The following is a 23083-nucleotide window of genomic DNA, read 5'->3' as shown; positions in this document are numbered from 1 at the left end:
AAGTTAGCCAGCAAAATCATCCATCAGTAAGCGCGTAACGTCTGGAAAACAGCGGCGATCAGTTGTGGATCTTTGATGCCGGGGGCACTTTCTACACCGGAGTTGAAATCAAGACCGGCACAACCCTGTTGGGCTGCTGCACAACAGTTGTCAGCACTTAACCCACCCGCCAGCAGCACATTATCCAGTGGTTGTCCGGCCAATAATGACCAGTCAAAGCGTTGACCAGTGCCACCGTTGCCGTGGTCCAACACATAACGCTCGACATGCTGTAAGTTGCGTTGCGGCACGGCATCGTCAACACGCAGCGCCCGCCAAATTTGGCAACTGGCCGGCAGTATCGCCCGCAGTTGATTGATATAGCTCTGATCCTCTTGCCCATGCAATTGCACTGCTGTTAGCGACAGGCGCTCGGCTGTTTGCTGCACAGTTTCAATTTTGGCATCACGGAATACCCCGACATACTTCAATGGTGCTCCGCTAATAACAGTACGTGCTTTGGCAATATCGACATAACGCGGCGAACTGCCAACAAAGATCAAGCCACCATAGACGGCACCTGCGTGATAAGCCGCCGCGGCGTCTTGAGCGCGGGTCAGACCGCAGACTTTATTTTCACCCAATAACACGCGGCGCACGGCAGCGTTGAGATCAGGTTCAGACATCAACGCACTGCCAATCAGGAACCCATTGGCAAAATGGCTCAGTTCACGCACCTGTTGGTAATTGTTAATGCCCGATTCACTAATGACCGTGACACCTTTTGGTAGCCGTGGAGCCAGTTCGCGGGTGCGATCAAGGCTTATCGACAAGTCGCGCAGATCCCGATTATTAATACCGACCACTTTGGCACCCAATGCAATAGCACGATCCAGCTCTTTAGCGTTACTGGCCTCGGTCAACACCCCCATATTCAGGCTGTGTGCTACGGCGGCCAGTTGGCGATAACGGTCATCATCAAGCACCGATAACATCAGTAAAATGGCGTCTGCCTGATAAAACCGCGCTAATTGAATCTGGTAGGCGTCGATAATAAAGTCTTTACACAGCACTGGCTGAGTGACGGCTGCGCTGACGAGTGGCAAGAAGTCAAAGCTGCCTTGGAAGTACTTCTCATCGGTTAATACCGAGATGGCCGACGCATAATTTTTATACACAGCCGCAATATCAGCCGGATTAAAGTTTTCGCGAATAACCCCTTTGGACGGGGATGCTTTCTTACATTCCAGGATAAAAACGGTCTTACTGCCTTGCAGCGCGTGATAAAAGTCGCGCTGGCTCAGGGTGATATCGTTTTGAAAGCTAGCCAGAGGCTGTTGCAATTTCCGCGCGGCAACCCAGATTTCCTTATCGTGCACAATGTTGTGGAGCACGGTTTTATTAAGCCCAGTTTCCTGCATGATTTATCCTCTCGCCGCCAGAGCGGTAACACGATCAAAAGCCTGACCGCTGTGAATCATTTCCAATGCCTGCTGCGCGTTATGGCGCAGGTTTTCCTGACCGTGCAACTTCAGCAATAACGCCACGTTAGCCGCCACGGCTGCGGCGTGTGCCGGTTCACCTTTACCTTGTAACAACCGTGCTAAAATGTCACGGTTTTCTTCCGGTGCGCCGCCTTGTAACGCGCCAAGTGGATAGCGGTTCAGACCAAAATCTTCCGGTGCCAATTCATAGCTTTCGATGCTGCCGTTATTCAGCTCAGCAACCTGAGTCGGTGCATGAATTGCCACTTCATCCATTCCGCCACCGTGCACCACTGCGGCACGTTGGTAACCCAACACTTGCAGGGTTTGCGCGATAGGTAATACCAACTCAGGGCTGTAAACACCAATCAGCGCCAACGGCGGGCGAGCCGGGTTAATTAATGGCCCCAACACATTAAACAGGGTGCGGGTCTTCAACTGTTGGCGAACCGGCATCGCGTGGCGAAAGCCAGTGTGATACTGCGGTGCAAACAAGAAGCAAACCCCTAACTCATCCAATGCTAATCTCGATTGCTCCGCGCTCATGTCCAGGCGAATACCAAATGCGGCCAGCAAGTCTGATGAACCTGAACGGCTGGAAACACTGCGATTGCCATGCTTGGCGACTTTTACGCCGCAACTGGCGGCAACAAAGGCGCTGGCAGTAGAGATATTAATACTGTTAGTACCATCCCCCCCGGTACCAACGATATCGGCGAACAGGTAATCCGGGCGCGGGAAGGGTTGTGCATCCGCCAATAAGGCTTGTGCTGCGCCCGCTATTTCGGCGGGTGTTTCACCGCGTACTTTCATACTGATTAACGCCGCCGCCAATTGGCTCGCTTCCAGTTCGCCACGCACGATAGAGCTAAACAGAATTTGGCTTTCAGCTTGGGTCAGGGATTTAGCCTGAAACAGTTTTTCTAATAATAATTCTTTTGATAATAATAAATTTTGCATCTTATAGTCCTTAATTACACCCTACCCAAAGAACATGGTGTTACAGGGAGACAGCCAGCGAGTAACGAATGTAGCTAGCACCGCTACAGCTTCATATGTGGCGGGCATAACGCCCAGTCCAGCGTCTGCTCAAGTAGACGAGCACCATGGGTGGTTAAAATAGATTCCGGGTGGAATTGGTAGCCACACACGCGGTGTGCATCATGGCGAACTGCCATAACCATCTCACCAAAACGGGCGTTAACGGTTAATTCTGTTGGGATATTGCTGCCCACTAATGAGTGATAACGGGCTACCGGCAGCGGATTAGGCATGCCTGCAAACATACCTTTTCCATCGTGTTCAATGGCCGAGGCTTTGCCGTGCAGTATCTCTCCTGCTTGCCCAACATGGCCGCCATAAGCTTCGATGATGGCCTGATGACCAAGGCAAATACCGATAATGGGTAACTGCCCGCGTAAGCGTTGCAATAATTCGGGCATACACCCCGCCAGTGCCGGTGTGCCGGGGCCAGGTGAGAGCATCAGCACCGGTTGTTCGAGTTGTTGCAAGCGAGCGATAATGGTGTCAGCGGCGATTTGGTTACGGTAAATCACCACCCGATGACCACTGGAGCGTAATTGGTCCACCAGGTTATACGTAAAGGAGTCAATATTATCGAGCAGCAAGATATCAGCCATTAGAAGATCTCCCTGGCATGGTGTGCGGTGGCAATCGCGCGCAGTACCGCACGTGCTTTATTGCGAGTTTCATCGGCTTCGGCCTGTGGAATAGAGTCGATCACCACACCCGCCCCCGCTTGCACCGTGGCGATACCGTCTTCGACATAAGCCGAGCGGATCACAATGCAGGTGTCCAAATCGCCGTGTGCGGTAAAGTAACCCACCGCGCCACCGTAACTGCCCCGGCGCGACCCCTCACTGCCCGCAATCAATTGCATAGCGCGGACTTTCGGTGCGCCGCTCAGGGTGCCCATATTCATACAGGCTTGATAAGCATGCAGTACATCCAGATCCTGACGCAGTGTGCCCACAACGCGTGAGACTAAATGCATCACAAAGGAATAGCGGTCAACTTTAGTTAAATCGGCTACATAGCGGCTGCCCGGTTCGCAAATACGGGCCAAATCATTACGCGCTAAATCCACCAGCATCAGATGTTCAGCCAGTTCTTTATGGTCAGTGCGCATTTCCAGCTCAATACGGCTATCTAAATCGCGATCCAATTCACCATTGGCACGGCGGCCACGCGGTCGCGTACCGGCAATCGGGTAAATCTCAATCTGGCGGTTGGTGGCATCATATTTCAGCGCACTTTCTGGCGAAGCACCAAACAGGGCGAATTCGTTATCCTGCATAAAGAACATATACGGGCTGGGATTATGATCTTTTAGTGTTTGGTATGCGGCCAGTGGCGATGGGCAAGGCAGTGAGAAACGGCGTGAAGGCACAACCTGGAAAATTTCGCCTTCCCGGATAGCCAACTGCAATTGGGCTACGACTGCGCCGTACTCTTCGTCAGACTGGTTACACTGTAACTCCATTTCAGGCACTGACTTGGCCGGGATCGGTTGCGGCGCTTGCTGTAGCTGGTGGCTAATTTGCTCTAAACGCTGGGTCAGGCGTGAATGCTCGCCCTCGTCGGTGGTGAACAGACTGGCTTGTAGCTGCGTTGAACGATGCTGATGATCCAATATCAACAAGGTTTCGGCTAAATAGAAGCAGAAATCCGGGCAACGTTGGTCATGGCGCAGCGGGGGGAGATTCTCAAAACCTGCCACCAAATCGTAAGCAAACAGACCGCCAATGAAGACGGCTTCCCGCTCAGACTCTGGGGCATCAACCAGTTTTAGTAGCAGGCGTAGCGCATCAAAAACCGATAATGACTGTAAGCGTGAGTCTTCATCTTGCACTTCATTAATGACAGGGAAAGTTAACTCACGGCCATTCGGGCGTACTTGAATCTCTACTTGCGGCGGTAAGGCGGCATCTAGTAACGGTAATAAAGATGCGCCATTGCGACTGAGCGCTTCGATCGTGACTTTCTGCTCAAGGGCAGTGATACGCAGCGCGCTATCAATAATCAGCAGACTTTTTAGATTCTGCTTGCTGGTCACTTCTGCTGATTCAAGCAGCAAAGTGGCAGGCCGCGCGCCGCAGAGTTGGTGAAACAGCGCGGTTGGGTCATCGCGGTAACACGCCTGAGCGCTCAGTAACTGTAATGTGGGGCGCGAAGTTTGCATCATTTATCTTTCCTGAAAAGGGATTACGCTGAAATCTGTCCATAAAAAAGCCCGCTATTAGCGGGCTGAAGCAATCTGCATTGTCTGGTGACTGATATGCGTGATTACACCGCCCGAGAGAGGGAGATGTGCCACCAACGCAGTAAGGAAATCAGGGAAGTTTTCATTATCAGTCACTACTCTCTATGATTGCATTCAGTTTATCCCCCTAGTCCTTGAAGCCGTAGGGGTGTTAGCTACGTTCGCTTGCTGCTTACTTAGATGCTTAAGTGCCTTGTGAACTTGCGTACTAGTTAACTAGTTCGCGAGATGAATGTCAACCCTTGATTGATTGTTTTCTAACAAAGTCTGTATGGTTACCTATTACACTTTAATTCAATCCAGGTGGCTGAGTGCGGTCAAGTTTGATTAACGTTAGCGTCTTATTAACGGGTATGATAGCCAGCCACGTTTTTTCGGACTTTTGTTTTGATTAATAAGACCGTTTTGATAAATAAACCTGTTTTGATTGATAGCACCATCCCTGCTGATAAGGATGCTGCTGCCACATCAACGGCCTTTACACTTTATGATTTGCATAGCCATACCACTGCGTCGGACGGTTTATTGACTCCCTCAGCGCTGGTAATAAGAGCGGCGCAAATGCGGGTGGGGGTGTTGGCTATTACTGATCACGATACCACCGCAGGGCTGGCAGAAGCGGCTACCACCATTGCCCAGCAACAATTGGCATTGCAGCTTATTGCCGGGGTGGAAATTTCCACATTATGGGAAAACCACGAGATTCATATTGTGGGGTTGGGCATTGATACCCAGCATGCCAGTATCTGCAAATTATTGAGTGAGCAGTCCAACTATCGCCATCTTCGAGCGCAAGAGATAAGTGCGCGTCTGGCAAAAGCACGTATTCCTGGGGCTTGGGAAGGTGCGAACCGCTTGGCGGGGGGCGGCCAGGTAACCCGTGGGCATTTCGCCCGTTATCTGGTGGAGTTGGGGTTAGCGAGTAATGTCGGGCAGGTTTTTAAAAAGTATTTAGCCAAAGGCAAGACCGGTTATGTCCCAGCGCAATGGTGTACAATAGAACAAGCCATTGAAGCCATTAAGCAATCTGGTGGGCAAGCGGTTTTGGCGCACCCTGGTCGTTACGATTTAACCGCCAAATGGTTGAAACGTTTATTAGCCCATTTTGCTGAGCATGGCGGAGATGCGATGGAAGTTGCTCAGTGCCAGCAGGCTCCCCATGAACGAGCGCAGCTTGCGCAGTACGCGCGCGACTATAATTTACTTGCATCCCAGGGATCTGATTTCCATCAGCCTTGCGCCTGGATTGAATTGGGCCGCAAATTGTGGCTCCCCGCTGGGGTGGAACCGGTATGGCGTGATTGGCCTGTAGAGCCAGCTAACGTATATGTTGAATGATGAGGTAGTGTCATGAGTCAATTTTTTTATATACACCCGGAAAACCCTCAGCCGCGACTGATCAACCAAAGTGTTGATGTGTTACGCAAGGGCGGGGTGGTGGTTTATCCGACAGATTCTGGTTATGCCCTTGGCTGCCGTTTAGAAGATAAAGCGGCAATGGAACGTATCTGTCGCATCCGCCAATTAGATGGTAATCATAACTTCACACTGGTATGCCGTGATTTGTCTGAGTTATCGACCTATGCATATGTTGATAATTCGGCGTTTCGGCTGATCAAAAATAATACCCCTGGCAACTACACCTTTATATTGAAGGCGACGAAAGAAGTTCCTCGGCGTTTGATGAATGACAAACGTAAAACTATTGGTTTACGTGTGCCATCTAACCCTATTGCGCTGGCGTTGCTGGATGTATTAGGTGAGCCATTGATGTCAACGACATTGATGCTACCGGGTAATGACTTTGCTGAGTCCGATCCAGAAGAGATCAAAGACCATCTCGGCAAGCAAGTGGATTTAATTATTCATGGTGGTTCATTAGGGCAACAGCCTACTACCGTTATTGACCTGACGGATTCTTCTCCTGAAGTTATTCGTGAAGGAGCGGGGGACGCCACGCCGTTCCGCTAAATATCTTTATATCTGGGATGTTGGATACGGTATAACCGAAATTCAGTCTTGGCCCCGTGCACCTTTGGGCAAGTGAAAAGGGGGGCAGACACTTTTTGAATCCTTGAGTGTGAAATTAGTGTAATATGTCGGGTCACGAACCAGCGTGTGAAGCCGCCTGCACCCTTTTTAGTGCGCCATGCTGTGTTCCAAAATGTATTACAATCAGTGAGTTTTGCTTGATTGTGAGCTTAACTTATTGATTACAATATATAACTCGACGCCTGTGAAGGCGACATTAGAGGTTGCTCAATGAGCGAGAAGTCAGAAAACCAAAAATTACCAAACTCAAAGCCACAAAGCCCTAAACCACAGGGCGATAAAATTGTGGGTGAAAAATTACAGAAAATCTTGGCACGGGCCGGTCATGGCTCGCGTCGGGAAATCGAAACCATTATCCAACAAGGCCGCGTCAGTGTTGATGGCAAAATATCAACACTGGGTGATCGTGTTGAAGTCACTCAGGCCACCAAAATTCGCCTCGATGGTCATCTTCTTTCTATTAAAGAATCTGAAGAGGCTGTTTGCCGTGTTTTGGCATATTACAAGCCGGAAGGTGAACTCTGTACGCGTAACGATCCCGAAGGTCGCCCAACGGTATTCGATCGTTTGCCAAAACTGCGCGGTTCGCGTTGGGTGGCAGTAGGTCGTCTGGACGTGAATACGTCAGGTTTATTATTGTTCACCACTGATGGTGAACTTGCCAACCGTCTGATGCATCCAAGCCGTGAAGTCGAGCGCGAATATGCCGTGCGGGTGTTTGGTCAAATCGATGACGAGAAAATCAAACAACTCAGCCGTGGCGTGCAGTTGGACGATGGTCCGGCAGCTTTTCGCACCATTAGCTTCCAAGGCGGAGAGGGGATTAACCAGTGGTATAACGTTACGTTAACCGAAGGGCGCAACCGTGAAGTTCGCCGCTTGTGGGAAGCTGTTGGCGTGCAGGTTAGTCGTCTGATTCGTGTGCGTTATGGTGATATTAATTTGCCGAAGGGGCTGCCACGCGGCGGTTGGACCGAATTGGATCTAAAGGCAACCAACTACCTGCGTGAGTTGGTCGAATTGAATTCTGAAACAGTCAGTAAATTGCCTGTAGAGAAAGACAGACGCCGGGTTAAAGCCAATCAAATCCGTCGTGCGGTTAAACGCCACACTGAAGTCGCTGGCCGCCAGGTCGCGGGCCGTCAAGGTTCTGCTCGTAAAAGTTCTACTCGTCAAAATGCGGGTAATGCAGCGCCAGCAGCAACGGCAGCTCGTCGCGGATCGAACAAGCGCGGGTAATTCATCTAAGGGGGGGATCCTTTTCTCCCCCTCATTCATTTTATGCATTCACATCATCCCACTTCCTCAGATATCCTTTTCCTTCCTAAAGTATAAAAAACTAGCGTGTCTCTATTTATCTATCTAGCGAAAATGCCGCAGATATTACCTCTGCGGCACCTTATTGATTTGCATGAATACTGCGAATTACCAGTCAATACCTTGCTGTGCTTTAACTCCGGCATCAAAAGCATGTTTGACCGGGCGTAATTCACTGACGGTATCGGCCATTTCTAACAAGTCGCGGTGGCAGCCACGGCCAGTAATAATCACAGTTTGATGGGCCGGGCGCTGCTTGAGTGCTGTGATAACCTCATCAAGTGGCAGATAGTCATAGGCGACCATATAAGTCAGCTCATCCAGCACCACTAAATCCAGGCTTGGGTCTGCCAACATTAGCAACCCGTGTTGCCACACACCTTGGCAGGCGGCGGTATCGGTTTCTCTATTCTGCGTATTCCAGGTAAAACCGGTCGCCATAACCTGAAATTCAACCCCATGTTGTTGCAACAGGTTTTTCTCACCGTTAGGCCATTCACCTTTAATAAACTGAATCACTCCCGCTTTCAGGCCATGCCCGACCGCCCGGGTCACCGTACCAAAAGCGGCGGTGGTCTTGCCTTTGCCGTTACCGGTAAAAACAATCATGATGCCGCGTGTTTCTTGCGCTGCCGCAACCCGTGATTCAACCTTTTCTTTTATTTTTTGTTGGCGCTGCTGGTGGCGTTCTTCAGACATAACATGTTCCTTTATTCGGCGGGGCCGGGTTTGCGGCCGGGTTGTGCATCGAAACTGATACCGGTTTTTCTGCGGCTATCATCACTCATAAGATAAAGATACAGCGGCATAATATCAGCAGGCGTTTTTAACTTAGCCGCATCTTCGTCAGGGAAGGCGGACGCCCGCATCTGAGTCCGGGTTCCCCCCGGATTAATACAATTAACCCGCAGATTGCTGTGTTTATATTCTTCTGCAAGCACTTGCATCATGCCTTCAGTGGCAAATTTGGATACTGCATAAGCCCCCCAGCCAGAACGGCCCTGGCGACCAACGCTAGAGCTGGTGAAGACCAGAGAGGCGCTGTGGGATTTCAATAGCAGAGGCAAAAGCGCTTGAGTAAGCATAAATGTCGCATTTACATTCACTTGCATCACCTCTTGCCAGAGGGCAATATTCTGCTCCGCCATTGGGGCGATATCGCCTAATAAACCGGCATTATGTAACACACCGTCCAGATGAGAAACATGCTGGCTTAGGGTTCCTGCTAACTGCTGGCAATCTTGTTCTGTTGCATGTAATAGGTCAAGTGGCAGTGCTAACGCTGGTAACCCTTGAGCCTCAGCTATCTGTTGCTGTACAGCAATCAATTTACTTTCCGTTCGGCCAACTAACACTAAACGAGCACCAAAACGGGCATAAGTCAGGGCCGCTTCGCGACCAATACCATCACCTGCTCCCGTCACCAGGATAGTGCGATTATTGAGCAGGTCGTTTTTAGGTTGATAATGCATAACTATTCCTCTTACTGGCGGCAGATATTGTATTCAGACATGCCGCGATATGTTTTACATTCTTATATTTAAGCGAAACCAATGCAATTTTTCATTTGCGCAAGACGGCAGCTTACGGGTTCGCTAGAATGCAGGTATCTCTCTAATAGCAGATGAATAAAGGCGGTATTTGTGGAGTTAATTTCTCTGTACGGACTGTTTCTGGCCAAAGTAGTGACGATTGTGGTCGCCATTGGTGCGGTAGTGTTACTGGTTGTCAGCCAAGGGATGAGAAAACAAGGGCAACGGGGAGAATTGAATCTGGTTGATCTGGGTGAGCAGTATAAGGAAATGCAGCGGGAAATGCGGCTGGCGCGCATGAGCCATGCAGAACAAAAAACCTGGATCAAAGAGTTTAAGAAGCAGCAAAAATCGGATCAAAAACTGAAGAAGCAGCGCGCCAAAGCCGGTGCGGTGGCAGCAGTAAAACCCTGTCTGTATGTGATTGATTTTAAAGGTAGCATTGATGCGCATGAAGTGACGTCATTGCGAGAAGAGATTTCCGCAGTGTTGGCGGTTGCTAGTGCGCAAGATGAAGTGCTGCTCCGCCTCGAAAGCCCTGGCGGTGTGGTGCACGGTTATGGTTTAGCAGCCTCGCAATTGGAGCGTTTGCGCCATAAAGGGATTCGCCTGACGGTTGCGGTAGATAAAGTAGCGGCCAGTGGGGGTTATATGATGGCTTGTGTGGCTGATCGTATCATCAGTGCGCCCTTTGCTATCATTGGCTCCATCGGTGTTGTGGCCCAAATCCCGAACTTCCACCGCTTGCTAAAAAAGAACGATATTGATGTCGAGTTGCACACCGCTGGTGAGTTTAAACGCACGCTGACATTGTTTGGTGAGAATACCGAGCAAGGGCGCGAGAAATTCCGTGAAGATTTAAATGAAACGCACCTGTTATTCAAACAGTTCGTGCAGCAGCAACGCCCCTCTTTGGACATTGATGCGGTTGCGACCGGTGAACACTGGTTTGGCACCCAGGCCAAAGATAAAGGGTTGGTTGATGCTATTGGTACCAGTGATGATTTATTGATTGCTGAAATGGATAATCATGAGGTTATAGGTGTGCATTATGCGCGGCGCAAACGTCTGATGGACCGTTTTACCGGCAGCGCGGCAGAAAGTGCTGATCGTCTATTATTACGCTGGTGGCAGCGTGGCGAAAAACCTTTGTTATAATCTGAAACTTTGGGTTTTTAGTGAAGAAAGGCAGGGGGCTTAGCCCCCTGTTTTTTGTGGCTCAACGGGCCACACAGTAACGAGAAAAGTCACCGGCGATTAATCAATTAAATGATATTTAGCTGACAAAACGTGGGCCAAATGTTTAAACATATTAAATACTGCGGTTGTTTTCGCTGTCGGTAAACCGTCCGCATCCAGGAAAAACTCGCCGCGAAATACTAATACCGGCCCTTTTTGCTCAACCTCAGTTGCCTGCATGCCATGCAGATAATCTTCATGTTGACGAATAATCTCATTAGCCTCTGCCAATAATTTATTACGCTCAATCGGTGTTGTGTTGCCGAACATGATATCTCCTCACTACAGTGTAATTTATCTCACTATTGTACTGCGGGTTAGCATTTGTCCGCAAACCGGCTAAGGTTTATTCGAGCCTCTGGCTGCTTTGCAGCCGCGATTGGATAAATTCATATTCCTCGCTAATTAGGTTGCGTAGTGCTTTTTATCAGGTACAGTGTGGGATTTTATACTATTAGGTGGAAGGTTTTGTTGACGCCATGAGGCAGAATTCACTGCAGTAGCTCTGGGCGCAGGCAAAAATTTTGAGGGATCGTCAGGTAAGACTCGGCAGGCACATTTATGGCCCCGATCAAAAAAACAGGTTGATCTCCTGAGAAAGTACCGCAATATAAAAAAGAGATTCAGAATGCCGCGGTACGGCAAGATAAAAACCTTCTTTTAGAAGAAATAATTTAGGTAAAGGTCATTATGGGTAAAGCCCTCGTAATAGTTGAGTCCCCGGCAAAAGCCAAAACTATTAATAAATACTTAGGGAATAACTACGTGGTTAAGTCCAGTGTCGGTCACATTCGTGATTTGCCGACCAGTGGATCAGCCAGTAAGAAGAGCGCTAACTCAACTGAAGATAAAGCCAAGAAAACCGACAAGCCCAAGACCAAAGTAAAGAAAGACGAAAAGGTTGCGTTAGTGAACCGTATGGGCGTCGACCCTTATCATGGCTGGAAAGCGCAGTACGAAATTTTGCCCGGCAAAGAAAAAGTGGTTGCCGAGCTGAAAGCATTAGCCGAAAACGCTGACCACATCTATCTCGCAACCGACCTTGACCGCGAAGGAGAGGCAATTGCCTGGCATTTGCGGGAAGTGATTGGTGGTGACGATAAGCGCTTTAGCCGCGTGGTATTCAACGAAATTACCAAAAACGCCATTCAGCAAGCGTTTAATCAACCGGGTGAATTGAATATCAACCGGGTGAATGCCCAGCAAGCTCGTCGCTTTATGGACCGGGTTGTTGGTTATATGGTTTCCCCGCTGCTATGGAAAAAGATTGCTCGTGGCTTGTCTGCCGGTCGAGTGCAATCAGTGGCGGTGCGCTTAGTTGTTGAGCGTGAACGGGATATCAAAGCATTCGTTCCAGAAGAGTATTGGGAGCTGCATGCTGACTTGCTGGCGAAAGGTGACGTTCCGATTCAAATGGAAGTCACCCATGCCCATGATAAGCCGTTTAAACCGGTAAATCGCGAGCAGACGCATGCTGCACTGAAATTACTGGAAAATGCGCGCTATAACGTGCTGGATCGTGAAGATAAACCGACCAGTAGCAAGCCTGGCGCGCCGTTTATTACTTCCACCTTGCAACAGGCTGCCAGTACCCGCCTGAGTTTTGGTGTGAAAAAAACCATGATGATGGCGCAGCGCTTGTATGAAGCAGGTCATATCACCTATATGCGTACTGACTCCACCAATTTAAGTCAGGATGCGCTGACTATGGTGCGTGATTATATTGGCGATAATTTCGGTGCTAAGTATCTGCCATCCGCGCCTAATCAGTACAGCAGCAAAGAAAATTCGCAGGAAGCGCATGAAGCTATTCGCCCCTCAGATGTGAATGTGATTGCTGAGCAGCTAAAAGATATGGAAGCCGACGCCCAGAAGTTGTACCAACTGATTTGGCGTCAGTTTGTGGCTTGCCAGATGACACCAGCTAAGTATGACTCCACCACGTTGACCGTTCAGGCTGGGGATTTCCAACTGCGGGCTAAAGGGCGTACTTTGCGCTTCGATGGTTGGACCAAGGTGATGCCAGCGCTACGTAAAGGCGATGAAGACCGCACTTTACCGGTAATTGAAGTGGGCAGTGATCTGGATTTACAAAAACTGATCCCAAGCCAACACTTCACCAAGCCGCCGGCGCGTTACAGCGAAGCATCGCTGGTAAAAGAGTTGGAAAAACGGGGCATTGGCCGTCCATCCACTTATGCATCAATTATTTCGACCATTCAGGATCGTGGTTATGTGCGGGTAGAAAACCGCCGTTTCTATGCTGAGAAAATGGGCGAAATCGTTACTGACCGGTTAGAAGAAAACTTCCGCGAGTTGATGAATTACGATTTTACCGCTCGCATGGAAAGTGGCCTGGATCAGGTTGCCAACAATCAGGCCGAGTGGAAAGCCGTTCTGGATGGCTTCTTTGCTGAATTCAGCGAGCAGCTTGAAAAAGCAGAGAAAGACCCTGAAGAGGGCGGCATGCGCCCGAATCAAATGGTGATGACCAGCATTGATTGCCCAACGTGTGGGCGTCAGATGGGGATTCGTACTGCCAGCACCGGTGTATTCCTTGGGTGTTCTGGTTATGCATTGCCACCTAAAGAGCGCTGCAAAACCACGATTAATCTGGTACCCGAAGCTGAAATTCTCAATATCCTTGAGGGTGATGATGCGGAAACTAACGCATTACGCGCCCGCCGCCGCTGCCAGAAATGTGGTACGGCAATGGATAGCTATCTGATCGATAACCAACGTAAATTGCATGTTTGCGGTAATAACCCGGCGTGTGATGGTTATGAGATAGAAGAGGGCGAGTTCCGTATCAAAGGGTATGAAGGCCCGATTGTTGAGTGCGAGAAATGTGGTTCTGAAATGCATCTGAAAATGGGGCGTTTTGGTAAGTACATGGGCTGCACCAATGATGAGTGTAAAAATACCCGTAAAATCTTGCGCAGTGGCGAAGTCGCACCACCTAAAGAAGATCCAGTACCGTTGCCAGAACTGCCTTGTGAGAAGTCAGATGCCTATTTCGTGTTGCGAGATGGTGCCGCTGGCGTGTTCCTGGCTGCGAACACCTTCCCTAAGTCGCGTGAAACCCGTGCGCCGTTAGTCGAAGAGTTGGTTCGCTTCAAAGATCGCTTACCTGAAAAATTACGTTATCTGGCTGATGCGCCTGTGGCGGACAATGAGGGTAATACAACCATGGTGCGTTTTAGTCGTAAAACTAAACAGCAGTATGTTTCATCAGAGAAAGATGGCAAAGCCACAGGTTGGTCTGCTTTCTATATTGATGGCAAGTGGGTTGAAGCGAAGAAATAAGCGTCTGAACCGATCTGAGCACACTTAAGCCTATAGTGTGGCACTCCGGTACAATAAAAGAACCAGCCTCAATGGCTGGTTTTTTTATTGGGCTAATCCACTCAAGTGCTTTATAGTCTTAGTTAATCCGCTAAAGTTATCGCACTTTGGCTACTGTCTGCATTTATCAAAAAATACTATTATTTTTAGGCTGATGTACTGTAATGCCAGGTCAGAAGGGTATATACAGTTAGCAATGAAATGATATAGTAGTTATATAAAATATTTTCTTATCACCTAATGTTATTATAAGGTCAATACTGACCAGCTTCGCACCATGCAGTTTACGGGTTTTAGTTAATAACTTCTCGGCATACCGGGTGATACCGATATACCAAACTGTGGTGTTCCCACAGTGTTCAACCTAGGATGGTATCGATATGAAATTGCAGCAGCTCCGTTATATTGTTGAGGTGGTTAATCACAACCTTAACGTATCATCCACCGCAGAAGGGCTGTATACCTCGCAGCCGGGGATCAGTAAGCAGGTCCGCATGCTGGAAGATGAGCTGGGTATCCAAATTTTTGCCCGCAGTGGCAAACATCTCACGCAGGTGACCCCCGCAGGGCTGGAAATCATCCGTATTGCCCGTGAAGTTTTGTCCAAAGTAGATGCGATTAAGGCCGTTGCCGGTGAACATACCTATCCTGATAAAGGTTCGCTGTATGTTGCCACCACCCATACTCAGGCGCGTTATGCATTGCCGAATGTGATTAAAGGTTTTATTGAGCGTTACCCGCGGGTGTCGCTCCATATGCATCAAGGCTCGCCGACCCAAATAGCCGAAGCGGTTTCTAAAGGGAGCGCTGATTTTGCTATCGCCACTGAGGCGCTGCATTTATATGACGACCTGATTATGTTGCCGTGCTATCACTGGAACCGTGCTGTGGTAGTGAAGCCAGATCACCCTTTAGCAGGTAAAACCCACGTCAGCATTGAAGAGCTGGCAGCATACCCGATTGTGACTTATACCTTTGGTTTTACTGGCCGTTCTGAACTGGATACTGCGTTTAATCGTGCTGGCCTGACTCCGCGCATTGTCTTTACCGCGACAGATGCTGATGTGATTAAAACCTATGTGCGATTAGGGTTGGGTGTTGGGGTTATCGCCAGTATGGCAGTTGATCCGATCCAAGATCCTGATCTGGTGATAGTTGATGCCCGTGATATCTTTACCTACAGCACGACGAAAATTGGTTTCCGCCGCAGCACTTTCCTGCGCAGTTATATGTATGACTTTATTCTGCGTTTCGCCCCACATCTGACCCGTGATGTGGTGGATAAAGCGGTTGCTTTGCGTTCTAATGATGATATTGAGGCGATGTTCAAGGACATTAAATTGCCGACTAAGTGATTTATAAAGAAATAAAAGCCATCTCTTTTTAGTGATGGCTTTTCCATAACAGAACTAATAAGTAAAAATTCAAAAGCCAATAGTCACCTCTCCTGTTAATTTGTTTATGAAAATAATGGTGTTATTTTTATAGGTGCTTTCAGGGGAATATATGTCTTCAATATCTTGTCCGTTATTAAGTGATAGATTAACTAATATGTTTTCATTCCATGATGATGTCTATACCGGAAATGAAATTTTTAATATGAAAATGGGTGAAGAACAGTTTATTTTAGAAAAAAAGAATGGAATTAATAAAGTATTAGATGAGTTATGTAAACATGGGTGGGTTAATCCATCTGCAAATTATCAAGACACGAACCTGTACAATTTACTGAGTTCTTTGGCTGAAACCTCATTGGCAGAAAGGATGATAGGTTTCGATAACGCACTGAAATGTGGTCTGCCGCCTGGTTATAACGCAACTTTCTGCTTTGAGGATAATGGCCAATCTGGTGTGAAGATGCATTATGGGGTAGTCCACAGTGAAAATAACTGTAATCTTTTTAAATTGACGGGTGAGTTTCTGTTTGATAAAGATTGTAAATTAAGTCATGAAAAATATTTCATTTCTATCGATTTTTCCCCTCAATGCCCTCCGGTGTTAGAAGAGACTCTGGACTCCAGAACTGTAATAAAGGTATTTTTAGATTGGTTAATGAATTTATTTCATTTGAATGGTTCTGTGCTTGAACGTGCTCAATTTGTTGCCGATATGGAAAATAATATTGAGGTGAATTTTTCTAAAGGAAATATCAATCAGGATAATAGTGCTGATTCCGTAATAGAAAGTAGAACGAATGGAAAGTATGAAAATGGTCGCCATGAATTTTTTGAAAAAATTTCTCATGAGTTTGATGAAATAACTCATTATATAGACAATGAATTAGATGAGTGTAGTGATAATAAAATTGAACAAATGATAACAAACTTTTCTGATGATCTTAAAAATGAGATAGAGAATGATGAGAAAGCTCTTAAACAACTAGAAAGTGATTCAGTTAAATTCACTCAAGATTTTGCAGAGATAAATGATGAATTTGAGCATCGATCAAAAGATGATTTTGAATGGGACGATGCTATTTGATAGATAATGTAAATCTGAGTAATTGACACAAATTGGCCATCACCATCGTTTACACCTATCGCTGCCAGTAATCGCCATTGTTGCCAAAATGTTAATGTTTCTTTGTGTTATATTTAATTCAGACCTCATAATTACAAGGGAATAGCCTTGTTGGGATGAATGCTGTTTTAGAGCACTTATAAGAAACAATGGAGGCGCTATGTCGTTGGATCTGCGAAAAACGAGTATGGCCAAGTTGGTCGCTCTTAATCACGAATATCACTACTACAGCCTGCCGCAATTGGCGGCAGTGCTGGGGGATATTGACCGACTGCCGAAATCACTGAAAGTGTTACTGGAGAATCTACTGCGTCATCTGGATGGCGAACAGGTTCAAGAGGATGATTTAAAAGCCATTATTGATTGGCAGCTAACCGGGCATGCCAGCCGGGAAATTGCTTACCGGCCCGCGCGGGTATTAATGCAGGATTTCACCGGCGTACCGGCGGTAGTCGATTTGGCTGCGATGCGTGAAGCAGTCAAACGGCTGGGGGGCAATGTGGCGCAGGTTAACCCATTGTCACCGGTAGATTTGGTTATTGACCATTCCGTCACTGTTGACGAGTTTGGTGATAAAGCCGCTTTTGGCGAGAACGTCCGGCTCGAAATGGAACGTAACCACGAGCGCTATATCTTCCTGCGTTGGGGGCAGAAAGCCTTTAGCCGTTTCCGTGTGGTACCGCCGGGTACCGGGATCTGCCATCAGGTTAACCTTGAGTATTTGGGGCAGACGGTTTGGCATGAACAGCAGGATGGGCGGGCGGTTGCTTACCCCGATACGTTAGTGGGTACCGATTCCCACACCACCATGATCAATGGCTTGGGGATACTCGGTTGGGGCGTCGGTGGGATTGAAGCGGAAGCCGCAATGCTGGGCCAACCTGTCTCAATGCTGATTCCCGATGTGGTCGGCTTCAAAATGACAGGTAAGATGCGTGAAGGGATCACTGCCACGGACTTGGTGCTTACCGTAACGCAAATGCTGCGAAAACACGGGGTAGTCGGCAAATTCGTTGAGTTTTATGGTGATGGTCTGGCTGATTTACCACTGGCAGATCGCGCGACTATAGCCAATATGTCGCCTGAGTTTGGTGCTACCTGTGGTTTCTTCCCGGTGGATGACGTGACGCTGGGGTATATGCGCTTAAGTGGCCGCAGTGATGAACAGATAGCCTTGGTTGAGGGCTACAGTAAAGCACAGGGGTTGTGGCGTCATCCTGGTGACGAGCCAATATTCACCAGCCAGCTCGCATTGGATTTAAGCACAGTAGAAGCGAGTATGGCTGGGCCGAAGCGGCCACAAGACCGGGTCGCTTTACCCAAAGTGCCCTTAGCCTTTAAAGCGTTTGAAGAACTGGAAATCAATAGCAAAAAAGATAAAGTTGACCATGTTAGCTTCACACTGGAAGGGACAACGCACGAGTTGGTATCTGGTGCGGTGGTGATTGCCGCGATCACCTCATGCACTAATACTTCGAATCCCAGCGTACTGATGGCAGCCGGTCTGTTAGCTAAAAAAGCGGCAGAGAAGGGACTAAAAACCAAACCATGGGTGAAAACCTCACTAGCACCAGGCTCTAAAGTGGTGACTGAATATCTCAACGCCGCCGGATTAACCCCTTACCTGGATAATCTGGGTTTTAATCTGGTGGGCTATGGTTGTACTACCTGTATTGGTAACTCTGGCCCATTGCCAGAGCCAATAGAAAAAGCCATCAAAAGTGGGGATTTAACCGTCGGTGCGGTGCTGTCCGGTAACCGAAACTTCGAAGGGCGCATTCATCCTTTAGTCAAAACCAACTGGCTGGCTTCGCCGCCGCTGGTAGTGGCTTATGCCCTGGCCGGTAATTTGAACATCAATTTAGCCCAAGAGGCGCTTGGTAACGACCCAGAAGGCAAGCCGGTTTATTTGAAGGATATTTGGCCTAGCGGGTTTGAAATAGCCAAAGCGGTGGAAGAGGTTAAAACGGAGATGTTCCGTAAGGAATATGCTGCTGTATTTGATGGTGATGAGGAGTGGCAGTCAATTCAGGTCGATAGCACGCCGACTTATGATTGGCAGAGTGATTCTACTTACATCCGGTTGCCCCCTTTCTTTAGTGATATGAAAGCGTTGCCTGATCCGGTTGAGGATATCCACAATGCACGTATTTTGGCTATCTTGGCCGATTCCGTCACCACAGACCATATTTCTCCCGCCGGTAATATCAAGCTCGATAGCCCAGCGGGCCGTTATCTGCGTGATCGTGGGGTCGAAATTAAAGAATTTAACTCCTACGGTTCCCGCCGCGGTAACCATGAAGTGATGATGCGTGGGACTTTTGCCAATATTCGTATCCGTAATGAAATGGTACCGGGGGTTGAGGGGGGCGTCACTCGTCATATTCCGTCACAAAATGAGATGGCTATCTATGATGCCGCTATGCGCTACCAGCAGGAAAATGTGCCATTGGCGGTGATTGCCGGTAAGGAATATGGTTCAGGCTCTAGCCGTGACTGGGCAGCTAAAGGGCCGAGATTATTGGGTGTGCGGGTAGTGATTGCTGAGTCATTTGAGCGTATTCACCGCTCCAATCTGATTGGCATGGGTATTTTGCCACTTGAGTTCCCAGCAGGGGTTAATCGCAAAACCTTGGGGCTGACGGGTGATGAGTCCATTAGCGTGAGTGGGTTACAAACGCTGTCTCCGGGGCAAAAGGTCGCAGTGACGATAACCTACGCTGACGGGCGGCAACAAACGGTAGATACCCACTGTCGTATAGATACAGGTAATGAATTGGTTTATTTTGAAAATGGCGGCATTTTGCATTATGTGATCCGCAAAATGCTGTAGGCAGTAAAATACGGCAGTTATTCGTGACACTGTCACTGCGGTGTTTGTTCAATAAAAAGGGTGGCTGAGAAACCACCCTTTATTTGTCTTTGAACGCGGCCAGTTATTTGGTTAACAGATGGCCCATTTTGGCTGCTTTGGTCGCCATGTATTGTTCGTTCTTGGGGTTCTGCCCGACAATCAATGGCACCCGTTCAACAATATTGATCCCCGCTTCGGAGAGAATCTCAACCTTCTTCGGGTTATTGGTCAGCAAACGTACGGCTTTGACACCCAGTAATTTATATATATCAGAACATAAGGTGAAGTCACGTTCATCGGCGGCAAATCCGAGTTGATGATTAGCTTCAACTGTATCCGCGCCCAGATCCTGCAAAGCGTAAGCGCGAATCTTATTCAATAGGCCAATATTACGGCCTTCCTGACGATGATAAATCAGCACACCGCGCCCCTCTTCGGCAATGTGTGCCAAAGCGGCTTCTAACTGAAAACCACAGTCACAACGCAAGCTAAACAAAGCATCGCCCGTTAGGCACTCAGAATGAACACGGGATAGCACCGGTTTATCACCACTGATATCACCAAATATTAAGGCCAGATGGTCATGGCCAGAGGCTAATTCTTCGAAACCGACCATCAAAAAATCACCCCAAGGCGTCGGTAACTTGGCTTCTGCTACACGTTTAAGCTGCATCTTACTGTTCATATTATAACTTCAGACCTTAAGGATGTTATCGCGCATCCTGATGTGGATACCCGCTTTAACCCGTTATATCCCTTCATCTTAGGGATTAGGTTAAATAAAAAGTTTCTCTGCGATCATTATTAGCTATATTGCCATAACTTTTGACTCACTGCTGTTCAACAATGCAGCGATAAGCAAAGAGAAAATGTCTGACGAGAACATATTTGGGTAATGACAAAATTTTGTTTATGTTATCAATGATTAATGGGACTTATACTGTGTGGTTATAGCTGTTGTACAATTCGTGCTATCACCATGGAAAAGACGATATAGACATTATGTGCAACCAAGGGCCCCCAGATGTGGAATATAGCGAAACGAATCACTGCCGGAACACTAATCTTACTCTTACCCACACTTGTTATCTGGCTCTCCGGTTGGCAGTGGCAACCTGGCAGCAATAATGTGTGGTTGAAAAGCGTGTTCTGGGTGACAGAAACAGTCACTGCACCGTGGGGAATATTGACCAGTGCGCTGCTCAGTTGCTGGTTTTTATGGTGCTTACGGTTTCGGATTAAACCTGCGATTGGCTTGCTGCTCCTGATGGGGGGCGTCATTATTGTCGGCCAAGGTGTAAAATCGCTGATTAAAGAGCAGGTACAAGAGCCACGCCCGTTTGTGGTATGGCTGGAAGCAGAGCATCATATTGATAATCGCTTTTTCTATTCACTTCCCCGGGCTGAACGCAGTGAGTTGGTCAAACAGCAACTCCAGAACCAAACTATTATCCCCGTGTGGTTGAGCCGCCATTGGCAGTTTGAAACTGGCTTTGCTTTTCCCTCTGGCCACACGGTTTTTGCTGCCAGTTGGGCATTGTTAGCGGTGGGCATATTGTGGCCACGGCGGCATTATAAGACGGTGTTTTTACTGATGATATGGGCGCAAGGTGTCATGATGAGCCGGTTGGTACTCGGTATGCACTGGCCACGGGATCTGATCGCTGCAACACTTATCAGCGGGTTATTGGTCGCCATTGTGTGTAGCTTAGTGCAACGTTGGTTCGGTTCATTAGCGATTTTGCCGCAGGAACAGCGCGAGATTGAGCAACGTGAGCATGAGGAAAAATAAGTGATTAGTTATTATTCTCAGCCCAGTCGCTTAAAATAATATCGATTAGGTACTCAATTGGCGCTTTATATTGGTGCAGGGTTTCTTTGCTGGGCAAGGAAGTGCTAATTTATCAAGTAAGGGCGCCACATTTTTGGCATAATTCATCAGGTTGATTCGGCCTTTAGGAAAAAACGTGAAATATTTGCTGATTTTTTTGTTAGTGCTAGTGATTTTCGTGATTTCAGTCACGTTAGGGGCAAATAACGATCAAGTCGTTACCTTTAACTATTTATTGGCTCAGGGCGAATATCGGGTATCTACGTTATTGGCAACGCTTTTTGCGGCTGGTTTGGTTCTTGGGTGGGTTATTTGTGGGCTTTTTTATCTGCGGGTTCGGATTTTACTGGGGCGCGCAGAGCGGAAAATTAAACGTCTTGAGTCACAGCAAGAGCAGCCTATTGAATCCAGTGCGGCTGTTTCCACACCTGCTGTCAGCAAGGAATAATTTTCTATGTTAGAAATGCTGTTTCTGCTGTTGCCCGTCGCTGCCGCCTATGGCTGGTATATGGGGCGTAGAAGCGCTCAGCAGGATAAGCAACAGGATGCTAACCGTCTGTCTCGTGAATATGTGGCAGGGGTTAACTTCCTTCTCTCTAATCAGCAGGACAAAGCGGTTGATCTGTTTCTTGAGATGTTGAAAGAAGACAGTTCGACGGTTGAAGCGCATCTGACGTTAGGGAATTTGTTCCGTTCTCGTGGTGAAGTTGACCGCGCTATCCGCATTCATCAGGCCTTGATGGAAAGTGCTTCCCTGACTTTCGAACAACGGCTGCTGGCAATTCAGCAACTTGGCCGTGATTATATGGCGGCGGGTTTATATGATCGGGCAGAGGATATGTTCAATCAATTGGTTGAGGAACAGGATTTCCGGCTCGGGGCATTGCAGCAATTATTAGTTATTCATCAGGCTACCAGTGATTGGAACAACGCGATTGAAGTTGCGGAAAAACTGGTCAAAATGGGTAAAGATAATCAGCGGCTGGAGATAGCGCATTTCTATTGCGAACTGGCACTGCAAGCAATGGGGAGTGATGATTTAGAGAAAGCAATGGGGTTGCTGAAGAAAGCGGCGGCAGCGGACAAACAGTGCGCCCGTGTATCCATCATGCGAGGTCGAGTGCATATTGCCAAGGGTGAATATGCCAAGGGCGTAGAGGCACTGGAGCGTGTGCTGGAGCAGGATAAGGAAGTGGTCAGCGAGGCATTACCTATGCTGAGCGATTGCTACCAACATCTACAACAGCCTGAGGCGTGGGCAAATTTCCTCAAACGCTGCGTTGAAGATAATACGGGTGCTACGGCTGAGTTAATGCTGGCAGAAATTCTGGAACAGCATGAAGGCCGTGATGTGGCACAAACCTATATCAACCGCCAGCTACAACGCCATCCTACTATGCGTGTTTTCTATCGGTTAATGGATTATCACCTGGCTGATGCAGAAGAAGGGCGAGCGAAAGAGAGCTTGCTGTTGCTGCGGGACATGGTAGGAGAACAAATTCGGACCAAACCCCGTTATCGCTGTCATAAATGTGGTTTTACCGCTCACTCTTTGTATTGGCATTGCCCGTCATGTCGAGCCTGGGCTTCGGTTAAGCCGATCCGGGGGTTGGATGGGCAGTAAAATGTCTCTATTGTCTGGGGCAG

At 48.1% G+C, this 23083-nt stretch carries 20 protein-coding genes and 1 other annotated feature; of the genes, 11 read left to right on the top strand and 9 right to left on the bottom strand.

Annotated features, from left to right (window positions below):
- Positions 1-23: 23 nt before the first annotated feature.
- The 5 genes from trpCF to trpL form a co-directional block, all read right to left on the bottom strand.
- On the bottom strand, positions 24-1400 hold the full coding sequence (gene trpCF, locus EL015_RS11125) for a bifunctional indole-3-glycerol-phosphate synthase TrpC/phosphoribosylanthranilate isomerase TrpF (RefSeq protein WP_005191551.1): 1377 nt from the start codon (positions 1398-1400) through the stop codon (positions 24-26).
- A 3-nt stretch (positions 1401-1403) separates the two neighbouring features.
- Positions 1404-2423 (bottom strand): anthranilate phosphoribosyltransferase, encoded by a 1020-nt coding sequence (gene trpD, locus EL015_RS11120; protein ID WP_005191553.1) that lies wholly within the window; start codon positions 2421-2423, stop codon positions 1404-1406.
- A gap of 83 nt (positions 2424-2506) precedes the next feature.
- Positions 2507-3103, bottom strand: coding sequence for a glutamine amidotransferase-related protein (locus EL015_RS11115; protein ID WP_032907702.1), 597 nt, complete (start codon positions 3101-3103; stop codon positions 2507-2509).
- A complete protein-coding gene (locus tag EL015_RS11110; protein WP_032907729.1) occupies positions 3103-4665 on the bottom strand; it encodes an anthranilate synthase component 1 in 1563 nt (520 codons plus the stop codon). The genes EL015_RS11115 and EL015_RS11110 overlap by 1 nt, the downstream gene beginning before the upstream one ends.
- Positions 4666-4706: 41 nt before the next feature.
- Positions 4707-4808: a sequence feature (Trp leader region), on the bottom strand.
- A complete protein-coding gene (gene trpL, locus EL015_RS11105) occupies positions 4770-4832 on the bottom strand; it encodes a trp operon leader peptide (RefSeq protein ID WP_061512357.1) in 63 nt (20 codons plus the stop codon). It overlaps the preceding feature by 39 nt.
- A 319-nt stretch (positions 4833-5151) precedes the next feature.
- Between trpL and rnm the strand changes: the two genes are divergently transcribed.
- The 3 genes from rnm (at position 5152) to rluB (ending at position 8037) form a co-directional block, all read left to right on the top strand.
- Entirely contained in the window at positions 5152-6084 is a 933-nt protein-coding gene (rnm, locus tag EL015_RS11100; RefSeq protein ID WP_407842439.1) for an RNase RNM, read from the top strand.
- A 12-nt stretch (positions 6085-6096) separates the two neighbouring features.
- Entirely contained in the window at positions 6097-6717 is a 621-nt protein-coding gene (locus tag EL015_RS11095) for an L-threonylcarbamoyladenylate synthase (protein ID WP_005191561.1), read from the top strand.
- Positions 6718-7083: 366 nt separating this feature from the next.
- Positions 7084-8037, top strand: a complete 954-nt coding sequence (gene rluB, locus EL015_RS11090) for a 23S rRNA pseudouridine(2605) synthase RluB (RefSeq protein WP_072103850.1) — start codon at positions 7084-7086, stop codon at positions 8035-8037.
- A gap of 186 nt (positions 8038-8223) precedes the next feature.
- Here the strand turns inward: rluB and cobO are convergent, their stop codons facing one another.
- Positions 8224-8814, bottom strand: a complete 591-nt coding sequence (gene cobO, locus EL015_RS11085; RefSeq protein ID WP_005191566.1) for a cob(I)yrinic acid a,c-diamide adenosyltransferase — start codon at positions 8812-8814, stop codon at positions 8224-8226.
- Positions 8815-8825: 11 nt separating this feature from the next.
- Positions 8826-9587, bottom strand: coding sequence for a YciK family oxidoreductase (locus EL015_RS11080; protein WP_005191576.1), 762 nt, complete (start codon positions 9585-9587; stop codon positions 8826-8828).
- 171 nt (positions 9588-9758) lie between these two features.
- Between EL015_RS11080 and sohB the strand changes: the two genes are divergently transcribed.
- Positions 9759-10805, top strand: a complete 1047-nt coding sequence (gene sohB / locus EL015_RS11075; RefSeq protein ID WP_005191577.1) for a protease SohB — start codon at positions 9759-9761, stop codon at positions 10803-10805.
- A 99-nt stretch (positions 10806-10904) separates the two neighbouring features.
- Here the strand turns inward: sohB and EL015_RS11070 are convergent, their stop codons facing one another.
- Positions 10905-11156, bottom strand: coding sequence for a YciN family protein (locus tag EL015_RS11070; protein WP_005191579.1), 252 nt, complete (start codon positions 11154-11156; stop codon positions 10905-10907).
- Positions 11157-11576: 420 nt separating this feature from the next.
- Between EL015_RS11070 and topA the strand changes: the two genes are divergently transcribed.
- The 4 genes from topA to acnA all read left to right on the top strand — a co-directional run bounded on the left by topA (position 11577) and on the right by acnA (position 19584).
- A complete protein-coding gene (gene topA / locus EL015_RS11065; protein ID WP_005191581.1) occupies positions 11577-14192 on the top strand; it encodes a type I DNA topoisomerase in 2616 nt (871 codons plus the stop codon).
- 419 nt (positions 14193-14611) lie between these two features.
- Complete coding sequence (cysB, locus tag EL015_RS11060) at positions 14612-15586, top strand: HTH-type transcriptional regulator CysB (protein WP_005191584.1); 975 nt, start codon at positions 14612-14614, stop codon at positions 15584-15586.
- Positions 15587-15737: 151 nt separating this feature from the next.
- Positions 15738-16712 (top strand): hypothetical protein, encoded by a 975-nt coding sequence (locus tag EL015_RS11055; RefSeq protein ID WP_126286785.1) that lies wholly within the window; start codon positions 15738-15740, stop codon positions 16710-16712.
- A 199-nt stretch (positions 16713-16911) separates the two neighbouring features.
- The gene (gene acnA, locus EL015_RS11050) at positions 16912-19584 is read left to right on the top strand and encodes an aconitate hydratase AcnA (RefSeq protein WP_032907703.1); all 2673 of its coding nucleotides are present in this window, start codon (positions 16912-16914) and stop codon (positions 19582-19584) included.
- A 103-nt stretch (positions 19585-19687) separates the two neighbouring features.
- Here acnA and ribA read toward each other — a convergent pair whose 3' ends face one another.
- Positions 19688-20278, bottom strand: coding sequence for a GTP cyclohydrolase II (gene ribA, locus EL015_RS11045; RefSeq protein WP_005191591.1), 591 nt, complete (start codon positions 20276-20278; stop codon positions 19688-19690).
- 351 nt (positions 20279-20629) lie between these two features.
- Here ribA and pgpB point away from each other — a divergent pair, with 351 nt between their 5' ends.
- The 3 genes from pgpB to lapB all read left to right on the top strand — a co-directional run bounded on the left by pgpB (position 20630) and on the right by lapB (position 23060).
- Positions 20630-21397: a phosphatidylglycerophosphatase B gene (pgpB, locus tag EL015_RS11040; protein ID WP_005191593.1), complete on the top strand. Its 768-nt coding sequence runs from the start codon at positions 20630-20632 to the stop codon at positions 21395-21397.
- A 175-nt stretch (positions 21398-21572) separates the two neighbouring features.
- Positions 21573-21884 carry a LapA family protein gene (locus tag EL015_RS11035; protein WP_005191595.1) on the top strand — a complete coding sequence of 104 codons (312 nt, stop codon included), beginning with the start codon at positions 21573-21575 and terminating at the stop codon, positions 21882-21884.
- Positions 21885-21890: 6 nt separating this feature from the next.
- Positions 21891-23060 carry a lipopolysaccharide assembly protein LapB gene (lapB, locus tag EL015_RS11030; RefSeq protein ID WP_005191597.1) on the top strand — a complete coding sequence of 390 codons (1170 nt, stop codon included), beginning with the start codon at positions 21891-21893 and terminating at the stop codon, positions 23058-23060.
- Positions 23061-23083: the final 23 nt, after the last annotated feature.

It is taken from the genome of Yersinia intermedia, assembly GCF_900635455.1.
In the GTDB taxonomy this organism is placed as follows: domain Bacteria; phylum Pseudomonadota; class Gammaproteobacteria; order Enterobacterales; family Enterobacteriaceae; genus Yersinia; species Yersinia intermedia.
Note: the sequence above shows the minus strand (reverse complement) of the source record. Positions and strands in the feature narration are given on the sequence as shown.

Excerpts from the sequence above, each read along its gene's own strand:
- trpCF (WP_005191551.1), bottom strand. The coding sequence starts at position 1,400 with ATGCAGGAAACTGGGCTTAATAAAACCGTGCTCCACAACATTGTGCAC.
- trpD (WP_005191553.1), bottom strand. The coding sequence starts at position 2,423 with ATGCAAAATTTATTATTATCAAAAGAATTATTATTAGAAAAACTGTTT.
- EL015_RS11115 (WP_032907702.1), bottom strand. The coding sequence starts at position 3,103 with ATGGCTGATATCTTGCTGCTCGATAATATTGACTCCTTTACGTATAAC.
- EL015_RS11110 (WP_032907729.1), bottom strand. The coding sequence starts at position 4,665 with ATGCAAACTTCGCGCCCCACATTACAGTTACTGAGCGCTCAGGCGTGT.
- EL015_RS11095 (WP_005191561.1), top strand. The coding sequence starts at position 6,097 with ATGAGTCAATTTTTTTATATACACCCGGAAAACCCTCAGCCGCGACTG.
- cobO (WP_005191566.1), bottom strand. The coding sequence starts at position 8,814 with ATGTCTGAAGAACGCCACCAGCAGCGCCAACAAAAAATAAAAGAAAAG.
- EL015_RS11080 (WP_005191576.1), bottom strand. The coding sequence starts at position 9,587 with ATGCATTATCAACCTAAAAACGACCTGCTCAATAATCGCACTATCCTG.
- EL015_RS11070 (WP_005191579.1), bottom strand. The coding sequence starts at position 11,156 with ATGTTCGGCAACACAACACCGATTGAGCGTAATAAATTATTGGCAGAG.
- topA (WP_005191581.1), top strand. The coding sequence starts at position 11,577 with ATGGGTAAAGCCCTCGTAATAGTTGAGTCCCCGGCAAAAGCCAAAACT.
- cysB (WP_005191584.1), top strand. The coding sequence starts at position 14,612 with ATGAAATTGCAGCAGCTCCGTTATATTGTTGAGGTGGTTAATCACAAC.
- EL015_RS11055 (WP_126286785.1), top strand. The coding sequence starts at position 15,738 with ATGTCTTCAATATCTTGTCCGTTATTAAGTGATAGATTAACTAATATG.
- acnA (WP_032907703.1), top strand. The coding sequence starts at position 16,912 with ATGTCGTTGGATCTGCGAAAAACGAGTATGGCCAAGTTGGTCGCTCTT.
- ribA (WP_005191591.1), bottom strand. The coding sequence starts at position 20,278 with ATGCAGCTTAAACGTGTAGCAGAAGCCAAGTTACCGACGCCTTGGGGT.
- pgpB (WP_005191593.1), top strand. The coding sequence starts at position 20,630 with ATGTGGAATATAGCGAAACGAATCACTGCCGGAACACTAATCTTACTC.
- lapB (WP_005191597.1), top strand. The coding sequence starts at position 21,891 with ATGTTAGAAATGCTGTTTCTGCTGTTGCCCGTCGCTGCCGCCTATGGC.